The 6,531-nt window shown below is 72.7% G+C and carries 7 protein-coding genes and 1 pseudogene; 1 reads left to right on the plus strand and 7 read right to left on the minus strand.

The genetic code is table 11. From position 1 onward, the window contains the following. Positions 1–4: 4 nt before the first annotated feature. The 5 genes and pseudogenes from ACOJUF_RS05260 to ACOJUF_RS05280 all read right to left on the minus strand — a co-directional run bounded on the left by ACOJUF_RS05260 (position 5) and on the right by ACOJUF_RS05280 (position 3,206). Complete coding sequence (locus ACOJUF_RS05260) at positions 5–727, minus strand: hypothetical protein (protein WP_420120812.1); 723 nt, start codon at positions 725–727, stop codon at positions 5–7. Next, a complete protein-coding gene (locus ACOJUF_RS05265) occupies positions 724–1,257 on the minus strand; it encodes an RNA polymerase sigma factor (protein ID WP_420120813.1) in 534 nt (177 codons plus the stop codon). The genes ACOJUF_RS05260 and ACOJUF_RS05265 overlap by 4 nt, the downstream gene beginning before the upstream one ends. 111 nt (positions 1,258–1,368) lie before the next feature. Further along, a complete protein-coding gene (locus ACOJUF_RS05270) occupies positions 1,369–1,569 on the minus strand; it encodes a hypothetical protein (RefSeq protein WP_420120814.1) in 201 nt (66 codons plus the stop codon). Between the two features lie 159 nt (positions 1,570–1,728). Then, positions 1,729–1,845: pseudogene (locus ACOJUF_RS05275) on the minus strand (LLM class flavin-dependent oxidoreductase); the annotation flags it as partial. A 365-nt stretch (positions 1,846–2,210) separates the two neighbouring features. Further along, positions 2,211–3,206: a DUF4279 domain-containing protein gene (locus ACOJUF_RS05280; RefSeq protein WP_420120815.1), complete on the minus strand. Its 996-nt coding sequence runs from the start codon at positions 3,204–3,206 to the stop codon at positions 2,211–2,213. A gap of 276 nt (positions 3,207–3,482) precedes the next feature. Between ACOJUF_RS05280 and ACOJUF_RS05285 the strand changes: the two genes are divergently transcribed. After that, complete coding sequence (locus ACOJUF_RS05285) at positions 3,483–3,818, plus strand: carboxymuconolactone decarboxylase (protein WP_420120816.1); 336 nt, start codon at positions 3,483–3,485, stop codon at positions 3,816–3,818. Positions 3,819–4,009: 191 nt separating this feature from the next. Here ACOJUF_RS05285 and ACOJUF_RS05290 read toward each other — a convergent pair whose 3' ends face one another. Continuing rightward, on the minus strand, positions 4,010–4,837 hold the full coding sequence (locus tag ACOJUF_RS05290) for an Fpg/Nei family DNA glycosylase (RefSeq protein ID WP_420120817.1): 828 nt from the start codon (positions 4,835–4,837) through the stop codon (positions 4,010–4,012). 39 nt (positions 4,838–4,876) lie between these two features. After that, positions 4,877–6,531: MFS transporter (locus ACOJUF_RS05295; RefSeq protein WP_420120818.1), on the minus strand; the 1,655-nt coding region annotated here is incomplete at its 5' end.

The following is a 6,531-nucleotide window of genomic DNA, read 5'->3' on the forward strand; positions in this document are numbered from 1 at the left end:
GGACTTAGCCGGTGGTCCCCATGACCCGCGAGACGAGGGGAATCCCTTCCGGGCGCGGCCACTGCGTCAGATCGAGGCCGTTCGCGACGGCCGCTCCCTCGGCTGCCCACCGGCCGGTCGGCGTGGTGACGGCTAGGGTCCGGTCGTTCGTGATCCATGCATGCGCGGTGGGGCCGTCCAGGGTGCATGATCCGCCGAAGTAGTGCACGGCGGCGCGGCCGCCGAGCTGGATCTCCGGCTCGGCCCGGATGTACCCGCCCCCTCCGTTCGGGCATACGGCGCCGAAGACGTTGTCGATGACCGAGTCCGGCAGCATCGGACCGCCGGGGGTGGCCATCACGACCTGGACCCCGTCACAGGCCGGCGCGGGGGCGGGCGCCAGGCAGGCGGTCACGGCATCGTCGTCGGCGGCGGTGACGGCGACCGTCCACCCCGGCGGGACCGGGAACCGGGCCCCGCCGACGTCAGCGATCCCGGACCGTACGGACAGGACCCGGGCCGTGTCGGCGGCGCCGGATCCGGCTGCTCCGGATAGCGAGACGGCCGCCAGGACGGCGGCCACCGCCGCGGCCGCGGCCAGCGGCGCGGCCCAGCGGCGGCGGGACCGGCTCCGGTCGGCCGAGCGCCCGGCCTCCGGCGATGCGGTGATGCCGAACTGCAGCAGATCATCCAGCGCGCGGTCGAGGTCGTCGTCGGACCACGGCCGCCGGTCGAGAGGGTGAGTCATCGCGGGAAGCCTTTCGGGGGAAGGGATTCGAGATCGTGCGCGGCGTCGACCCGGCGCAGGCGCTGCCGGGCCCGGTGCAGTCGGGATCGGACGGTCGCCGCCGGCATGTCCAGCGAGGCGGCGACCTCGGTCGGCGTCAGGCCCGCCCAGGCGACGAGCAGCAGGATGTCCCGGTCGATCCCGTCGAGCAGGTGCAGATCCGGCAGCAGCCGGCGGATCCGGCGCTGGGCGTCCACCCGCGCGACACTGTCCTCGCTGCTCTCCGCGCCGTCGCCGGGCCGGTCGGCGCACTGGGCTAGCACCCGGCGCAGGTGGCGAGCCTCGTCGCGGGCGTGGCTGCGCACGGCCGTGGTGGCCAGGCCGAACAACCAGGCGATCTCGGGGCCGCGGCCGGGGTCGTAGCTGGACCAGCGCCGGCAGGCGGCCAGGAATACTTCGGACAGCACATCGTCCGCGTGATCGGGGCCGACCCGGCCGGCCAGATAGCGGCGCAGCCGATCGCCGTGCTGCTCGAACAGCAGCCCGATCAATGCGCGATCGGCAGCGGACGCTCTCGTGGTCACATCACTACTCGGTCCGCGGGGCGGGCGGCGTTGCAGGGCGCGGCGGCCGTCTCCATCCGGCGGGCGTGGGTCGGCGGCTCAGAAGCGATCCGGCGGCCGATCGTGCGTGTCGGAGAAGTGCGGCATCGTGGGCTCGGCGGCCTGGCCGTTGAGCATGTTGTAGGTGACGGATGCTTCGGCCACGCCGCGGGCGAGCCGGCCGTCGCGGTGACGCCAGAGATACCCGAGGGCGCCGACGACCACCGCGCCGGTACCGAGCACGACGGCGGTGACCAACACGGGCGCTCCCTCGTTCGCGGAGTGGGATCCGTCGATTCTCCGCCACCATCCCGCCGAGCGCCACCACTTTGCCGGGCGGCCGGCCCGGGTGAGCGGAAACGTCCGCGCCGTCGACATTCTCGCGCGGCACCCCGCGGACCGAGGCCCGCGGCCGACGCCTCAGCGGAACGCGGGCACCACCTGTTCGATGAACAGCGCCAACGAACGCTTCATCTCCTCAGGAGACATGCCGTTGTCGCACCAGAAGCTGTACTCGTCGACCCCGGCGGTCAGGTAGGACGGCCCACCCCTGTCCGCGCGAGGCGCGCACCTGCTGGAGATCGTCACCGGCGTTGAACTCACCGCTGCCATGCTCCAAGCACCGCTGATCAGTGCCACGCTGCGCCACACCTCCTGATCGGCCGACGTCCGGCGGGGTCACGGCCGGGGCTTGCGCGGCTGCGTCCACGCGCGCCAGCCGGGGGAGCAGGGCGGCGAGGGAGGCGGCGGCCATCTCGTCGGTCGGCAGCGGCATCGAGAATTGCCCCTGGCCGGTGCCCCACCGGCCGCGCCGGCTCGGCCGCTTTCAGATCACGGTGGCGGTCCCGCCATCCGGGCCCGGACCCAGGTGTCACCGCAGCCGTCATCGCCGACGAACATCCCTACGCGCAAACCGTCGCCTCCGGAGATCGACCCGAGTCGGAGCTCATCGGACCGGGGGCCAGCCGATAGACACCGACGGCCTGTTCGTGGACGTCATCCAGGTCGTCGGCGATCCAGCGGTCGTCGGCCCGCCGGCCGAAGAACCGGAACGTCGACGACGGGTACGAGCCGAACCCGCCGAGGTCGATGCCCACCACCACATCGACCGGCATCGGCGTCAAGGTGGCGGCCCGGCGCAGGATCTCCCCGGCGAGCAGCACGGAGTGGGCGAGATTGACCGTCGCCCAGTCCGGCTGTTGCGTGCCGAGCATCTCGTCGGGGTGAAAGCTGTTGACGAGCGCCTCGTGGCCGGTCGGGCTGTGCCGCGGGGTTCGATCGCCGTTGAGCCGCAGTAAGCCGGCGAAGTAGATGCCGCCGTCCGGCACGATGAGACCCTGGTCGTCGGCAAGGGCCTGGAGGCGCGGATCGAGCCGACCCGCAGCGATGATGTCGTCCGCCCCTCGGCGAATCTCGCGCATCAGCCCGTTCATCTGTTCCACGATCACGACGGACATCCTGCCGATCGGTGACCCCCGCTGGTCACGCTTCGGGTTCGTCGAGGTAGACGGTGCAGACGAAGTCGACGCCGAGGCGGCCCAGCCGTTGCAGGACCGGTACCCCGAGCCAGAACCCGCCCTGCACACGTTCGACTGCCCATAGCAGCGAACTCGGAGGTCGAAGTCCGCTCGCAGCTCGTCGAGAACCTCCTCCAGGCCGTCGAACTGCGACAGCAACGTCAGAAGGGCGGCGTCGAGGGGCTCGAGCGCATCCTCGGGACACTCGACTTCCAAGGTCCAGATCGCATCCTGGTGACGTCGACCGTAGATGCCTTTCCCGACCGGATCGCCGATCTCAGCGACGCGCGTCGGGCGCACACCGATCCGTTCGGCGAAGTACGCGGCGGTCCTGGTCGAGCTGTAGGCATGGAACGAGACGTTCCCGCCGGCGACGGCCACGGAACAACTCCTATCGGTCTTGGTCACCGACTCACGGCCGGAAGTGCGGCTCCGGCCCGGTGGCGGATGCCCATCCTGATGATCGACGTGCCGATCCGCAAACCCATTGCCAACGCCTCCGGGCATTGACCGCGCCGGCGTGATGCCGATGGGGGAGTGGGCCGACCTCGGTCGGCTCGTTTCATCCCGTTCGGACGATCCGATCGACCGGCGTGCGTCGGTTGACTGGCGGGCGGCCGCACGTGACGGCCACCCGAAACCGAGAGGACTCAAGACATGCCCGAGGAAACGCCGGTGCTCGACGCGCTGTCCGCGATCACCGCGGTCTCGATCGTGGGGAGCGAGCTGCCGGCGCGCGAGCACATCATCGCCCGCCTGGCCGCGCTGATCGCCGTGGACGCCCCGACCGCGTCCTACCTGCTGAACACGGGATCCGCCGTCGAGGTCGGGATCACCCTGGAGGACGTGCAGAGCCTGCTCGTCGCCGTCGCCCCGATCGTCGGCACGCCGCGCGTGGTGTCGGCCTCGGCCAAGATTGCGGAGGCGTTGGGCCTGGCGGTCGCCCTGGTCGAGGAGGAGATCGAGGAGGAGCTCGCGGCCGCCGAGGACTGAGCTCCCGTCCTGGGGCGGCCGGCCGGTGGCCGGGTCGGCCGGGTCACCCCGGCCGGACCGCACCCGATCCGCGACGACCCGTCGTCCGGGCCGCCCCGTCGGGTCTCATCCGCCTGGTCCCGTCCGGCGGGTCGGTCGGGTCGGTCGGGTCGGTCGGGTCCGGCGGCGCCGTCGGATCCGCCCGGGCCCGGTCAGTCCGGCTGACAGGCCGGGCACCAGAACAGGTTCCGGCCGACCATCACGTCGGTACGCACGTCGGTGCCACAGATCCGGCACGGCCGCCCGGCCCGCCGGTAGACGTAGTGCGCGTCGTCCCGGGTCACCCGACCGGTCCGGCGGGCCCGGTCCGAGGGTCGGGTGGTGACGATCCGGCCGGCGCGCGCCCCGGCCCGCATCAGGGTGACGACGTCCGCCCAGAGCGGTTCCCAGACGTCGGCGGTGATCTCCCGACCCGGCCGGAACGGCGAGATCTGCTGCCGGAAGAGAACTTCCGCCCGGTACACGTTCCCGATCCCGGCGACCACGGACTGGTCCATCAGCAGGGCGCCGACGGCCGTTCGCGACCGGGAGATGCGGCGGAAGGCCCGGTCCGAGTCGTGGGTGCCGGCCGCCCCGCCGCGGACTCGCAACGGATCCGGCCCGAGCCGGTCCAGCAGGCGCGCGACCTGCTCCTCGTCGAGCAGCTCGCACGCGGTCGCCCCGCGCAGGTCGGTCCACACCCCCTCGCCGTGCGGCCCCGGTCCGACCCACCGCATCCGCAGCGCGCCACGAGGCTCCGGCGGCTCGCCGGTGCCGGAGGTGTACTTGCCGTACAGGCCCAGGTGCACGTGCACCGTGTCCGGCCCGAAGCGGGCGAACAGGTGCTTGCCGTACGAGGTCACCTCGTCCAGGACCCGGCCGTCGATCAGCTCGGCGCCGCGGGCGAAGCGGCCCTGCGGGCTGCTGACGCGCACCTCCCGGCCGGCGAAGGCCGCATGCTGGCGGCGGGCGAGGCGGAACAGGGTGTGGCCCTCAGGCACGGTCGATCACCGGCCGACTGTTCCCGGCCCCGGGCCCGGTCACGCGGAACCCGCGCCGTCGCCGGGCCGGCCCGCCCGGGTCGAGTGGCCCGACCAGCCCGGCCGGGCCAGGCCGAGCCGGTCCGGCGTGGCCACCCCGCCGCGCACGCACGGCGGAACCTCGACCAGGGCGCCGCAGAACTCGCACCAGTAGGTGCGATGACCGGTGTGACCGGCCGTGCAGTGGCATGGCTCCCAACCGACGATCATGTGCCCGGCGACGAACGGGTGGCCGGTGGGGCAGTGCGCGGGTCGCTGCTCGGTGACCGCCCAGGGCATCATGGATCGAACATACGTTCGATGGACTCGGTGGTCCAGGGCGGGCCGGGCCGGACCGGCCCGACCCTTCTGCCCGGGCCCGCAGGGGGAGCCGTCCGACCGCCCGACCGGCTCCGCGCTGTGCCGGCCCGGCGCGGTGGACTCCCGGATCAGCCGGGTCACCACCCGGAGCATCACCGCGTCCGTCTCGGCCGATTCGACCCGGTCGGCGGGCAGCCAGTCGCGCAGTTGCGCGCGCAGGTAGTCCCGCCAGGCCAGCATGATGGCCTCACCGGCGCGTTCGCCGGCCGGGGCCAGCGCCAGCGCGTCGCCCTCACCGGTCAGCAGGCCCTCGTCGACCAGCTCGTCGAAGAAGCTGGTCAGTACCCCGCCCGGCAGGCCGACCCAGTCCTCGATCGCCGAGCGGGTGATGGTGGGCTGCTCCAGGATCCAGCTGCGGACCAGGACCTGGCCCAAGCCCCAGACCTGGGCGTCGGTCAGGCCGGTCCCGGCGTTCGCCAGGACCCGGGCCCCGACGTCCGGGCCGCTGCGCCGCAGCACGCCGGCCACCAGGTCCTCCAGTTGATCGGTCTCGCCTGTCGGGTGGGGCATGGCGAACCCGGCCCCCGGTCCGCGGTCGAGTTCGGCGCTGACGTCGCGCATGGTCACCTGCGGCATCAGCAGCGCGATCACCAGGGCCAGCACGGCGAACGGCACGGCACCGAGGAACACGTACTGGAACGTCTCGGCGTAGGCGGCGACGATGGGTGCCTGCTGGGCCGCCGGCAGGGCGTGCAGGGCCTCCGGGTCGCCCGCGGCCCGCGGGTCGGTCAGGCCGGCCGCCAGCACCGCGGCGGGCAGCCGGTCGGCGAGGTGGTTGGCGTACAGCGTGCCGAAGATCGAGGCGCCGAACGAGCCGCCCAGGGTGCGGAAGAACGACACCCCGGACGTCGCCGCGCCGAGATCGGAGAACGAGACCGTGTTCTGCACGATCAGGGTCAGGATCTGCATCATCAGGCCGATGCCGGCGCCCAGCACCACCATGAACAGCGCCTCGAGCCAGAAGGAGGTGCCGGCGTCCATGGTGCTGAACAGGTACAGGCCCAGGCCGGTCGCGATCGACCCGGCGATGGGGAACATCCGGTACCGCCCGGTGCGGCTGACGTAGGTACCCGACGCGACCGCGGTGGCCAGCAGGCCCAGCACCAGCGGCAGCATCCGCAGTCCGGACTCGGTGGCCGAGGCGCCGTCGACGAACTGCAGGAAGGCGGGCAGGTAGGTGATCGACCCCATCATGGCGAAGCCGACCACGAAGCTCAGGATCGAGGAGACGGTGAACACCCGGCTGCGGAACAGGTGCAGCGGCAGGATGGGGGCGGCCGCCCGGCTCTCCACGA

This window comes from Nakamurella sp., assembly GCF_048594475.1.
In the GTDB taxonomy this organism is placed as follows: domain Bacteria; phylum Actinomycetota; class Actinomycetes; order Mycobacteriales; family Nakamurellaceae; genus Nakamurella.

What these genes read in the sequence shown, in the direction of transcription:
- ACOJUF_RS05260 (WP_420120812.1), bottom strand. Translation starts at nt 727, where the DNA reads ATGACTCACCCTCTCGACCGGCGGCCGTGGTCCGACGACGACCTCGAC.
- ACOJUF_RS05285 (WP_420120816.1), top strand. Translation starts at nt 3,483, where the DNA reads ATGCCCGAGGAAACGCCGGTGCTCGACGCGCTGTCCGCGATCACCGCG.